The 3,452-nt window shown below is 58.9% G+C and carries 4 protein-coding genes; all 4 read right to left on the bottom strand.

Features of this window, described 5'->3' with window-relative positions; genetic code table 11:
• The coding region (rplT, locus tag ABWP92_RS16960) for a 50S ribosomal protein L20 (RefSeq protein ID WP_353236580.1) at positions 1-202 on the bottom strand (202 nt) is incomplete at its 3' end.
• Between the two features lie 25 nt (positions 203-227).
• Entirely contained in the window at positions 228-431 is a 204-nt protein-coding gene (rpmI, locus tag ABWP92_RS16965) for a 50S ribosomal protein L35 (RefSeq protein ID WP_353236581.1), read from the bottom strand.
• 168 nt (positions 432-599) lie between these two features.
• Positions 600-1,205, bottom strand: coding sequence for a translation initiation factor IF-3 (gene infC / locus ABWP92_RS16970; RefSeq protein WP_353236582.1), 606 nt, complete (start codon positions 1,203-1,205; stop codon positions 600-602).
• Positions 1,206-1,277: 72 nt separating this feature from the next.
• Complete coding sequence (gene thrS, locus ABWP92_RS16975) at positions 1,278-3,197, bottom strand: threonine--tRNA ligase (RefSeq protein ID WP_353236583.1); 1,920 nt, start codon at positions 3,195-3,197, stop codon at positions 1,278-1,280.
• Positions 3,198-3,452 lie beyond the last annotated feature (255 nt).

The following is a 3,452-nucleotide window of genomic DNA, read 5'->3' on the forward strand; positions in this document are numbered from 1 at the left end:
CGGCATTGATACGGGCGATCCACAGTTGGCGGAACACGCGCTTCTTGGTACGACGATCACGGTAGGCATATTGCCCAGCCTTCATCACCGCCTGCTTGGCGACGCGGAAGACATTACCGCGACGGCCGCGGAAGCCCTTGGAGAGGGCCAGAACTTTCTTATGGCGGGCGCGAGCCGTTACACCACGTTTGACGCGAGGCATGTGTTTTCTCCTTGTTCGTCAGTGATTACAGGCCCATGGCGGGCAACATTTGTGCGATGGAGCCCAGGTTGGTCTCATGCACTGCAGTTGCACCACGCAGATGGCGCTTATTCTTGGTGGTCTTCTTGGTCAGAATGTGACGCTTGAAGGCTTGGCCGCGCTTGACGGTACCACCCGGACGAACGCGAAAACGCTTCTTCGCGCTGCTCTTGGTTTTCATTTTGGGCATGTGAATGCTCCTGTTGATTGTGCTCGTGAGGCGTTTGCGCACCATTGCGCAACCTTGTAGGCCCCGAGACACTTCTTGAACGGTCGGGCCGGAGCCCTTCCGCGCGACGGCGCTCGCGCACCGTCTTTTGAGACAGGACAGCGGTCGCCCGATGTCCAGCCGCAAATTTTAAACTGCCTGACCAGCGGCCGGAGCCCCTTCGGAGCTCTTGCCAGCCGGTTTCTTGCGCGCCGGAGCGATCATCATGATCATCTGGCGGCCTTCCAGCTTGGGAAACTGCTCGACCTGAATGCTGTCGGCCAGCTCATCGCGCAGACGGTTCAGCAACGCCAACCCCAGCTCCTGGTGGGTGATCTCACGGCCGCGGAAACGCAGCGTAACCTTCACCTTGTCACCATCCGCCAGGAAACGGCGGATATTGCGCAGCTTGATGTTGTAGTCGCCATCGTCGGTACCGGGGCGGAATTTGACTTCCTTGATCTCGATGACCGTCTGCTTGGCCTTGGCTTCAGCCGCCTTCTTCTGTTCCTGATACTTGAACTTGCCGTAATCCATCAGGCGGCAAACCGGCGGGTTGGCCGTGGCTGCGATTTCAACCAGGTCAACGTCCAGATCACCGGCCATGCTGAGCGCCTGCTGCAGCGAGACGATGCCGATGGGCTCGTTGTCAGGACCAGAAAGACGTACTTCTGGCGCTGTGATTTCACGGTTCAGGCGGTGCTTGCGCTCCTCGCGCTGACGACGATCACGAAATTCGGTAGCGATGGTTCTCACCTTCTAATAAAACAACCACAACAACGTGGCACAAATGCACTCTGCGCGCACCAAAGCGTTTCAGATAAAAAATCAACCCTTGGAAGCTATGTCTTGTGCAATCAGGTTGACAAATGCGTCAACCGACATGACACCGAGGTCTTTATTCCCTCGGGCGCGCACCGCGACAGTCCCTGCGGCCATTTCCTTGTCGCCCGCGACGAGGATATAAGGCAGTTTCTGCATGGCATGTTCGCGTATTTTATACGTAATCTTTTCGTTGCGCAGATCGGTCTCCACCCTAAGGTCTTGATTCGGCAATGCTTTTTGTAGCTTTGCGGCAATTTCACGACAATAGCCGGCCTGGGAGTCCGTGATATTGAGAACAGCCACCTGCACTGGAGCGAGCCAGACCGGCAGCGCGCCGGCGTGCTGTTCGATCAGAATGCCGATGAAACGCTCCAGGCTGCCCACGATTGCGCGATGCAGCATGATCGGGCGATGACGCTCTCCGTCCTCGCCCACGAACTCCGCATCGAGTCGCTCGGGCAAATTGGGATCGACCTGGATCGTGCCGCATTGCCACTCCCGGCCAAGTGCGTCCTTGAGCGTGTATTCGATCTTGGGGCCGTAGAACGCGCCCTCGCCCGGCAGGTATTCGAATTCGCAGCCGGAGGCGCGCAGACCATCGGCCAGCGCGGCTTCCGCGCGGTCCCAGCTTTCTTCCGTGCCGATACGCTTTTCCGGACGTGTCGACAGGCGGTACAGGATTTCCGTGAATCCAAAGTCCTTGTAGACCTTCTGCAACAGTGCCGTGAAAGCAGTCACCTCGCCCTGGATCTGATCGGGCATGCAGAAGATGTGGCCGTCATCCTGCGTGAAACCACGCACGCGCATGATGCCGTGCAGGCTGCCGGTGGGCTCGTTGCGATGGCAGTTGCCGAATTCGCCGAAGCGCAGGGGCAGATCCCGGTAGCTCTTGATACCTTGCTTGAAGATCAGGATGTGGCCCGGGCAGTTCATCGGCTTGAGCGCATATTCACGCTTTTCCGATTCGGTCGTGAACATGTTTTCACGGTATTTGTCCCAGTGGCCGGTCTTTTCCCAAAGCGTCTTGTCCAGCAGCTGGGGAGCCTTGACTTCCTGATAGCCGTTGTTGCGATACACGCCGCGCATGTATTGCTCGACCTCCTGCCAGACGGTCCAGCCCTTGGGATGCCAGAACACCATGCCTGGCGAATGCTCGTCGATGTGGAACAGGTCGAGTTCACGGCCGAGCTTGCGGTGGTCGCGCTTTTCAGCCTCTTCAAGCATGTGCAGGTAGCTGGCCAGCTCATCCTTGGTGGCCCAGGCCGTGCCGTAGATGCGCTGCAGCATCTCGTTGCGATGGTCGCCGCGCCAATAGGCACCGGCGACCTTCATGAGCTTGAAGAATTTGAGCTTGCCGGTGCTGGGCACGTGCGGGCCGCGGCACAGGTCTTCGAAATTGCCTTCGCGGTACAGGCTCACGTCTTCGTTCGACGGAATGCTGGCGATGATCTCGGCCTTGTAGTTCTCGCCCAGCCCCTTGAAGTACGCCACCGCTTCATCGCGCGGCAGCACCCTGCGGGTCACTTTCTCGTCCTTGCCGGCGAGCTCGGTCATCTTCTTTTCGATCGCAGCCAGGTCTTCCGGCGTGAAAGGACGCTTGTAGCTGAAGTCGTAGTAGAAGCCGTTTTCAATCACGGGGCCGATGGTGACCTGCGCATCCGGGAACAGCTCCTTGACGGCGTATGCCAGCAAGTGAGCGGTGGAATGGCGGATCAGCTCCAGCCCATCCGCATCCTTGGCCGTGATGATCGACAGCGCCGCATCGCGGTCAATGCAGAAGCTGGTGTCGACCGCCTTGCCATCCACCTTGCCGCCAAGCGCCGCCTTGGCGAGACCCGCGCCAATCGACTGCGCCACTTCGGCCACGGTGACCGGGCCTGGAAATTGACGCTGCGAACCATCAGGAAGAGTGATTTGAACCATGTCTTTCAATCTCGCGTCGTGGGACGCGTCCATAGAAAACAAAATGCGCGGACTGGCCGCGCAAACTTGGGGGGAATCGGGATTTTGGATGCGGCGCACGCCTGTCGGGCGCGCGAACCTGCGCCTCAGGCGAGCGGGACAACTCCCGTTGCGGATTGCGTTCGCGGTGTCATAACCCGAAGAGCCTTTCTTCCCTGTGTTTCCGATATGTGCCGCAGTTCCATGCACTGCGGGCAGCGCAATTGGGTTTAGAGC

The organism is Diaphorobacter ruginosibacter, from assembly GCF_040396215.1.
In the GTDB taxonomy this organism is placed as follows: domain Bacteria; phylum Pseudomonadota; class Gammaproteobacteria; order Burkholderiales; family Burkholderiaceae_C; genus Diaphorobacter_A; species Diaphorobacter_A ruginosibacter_A.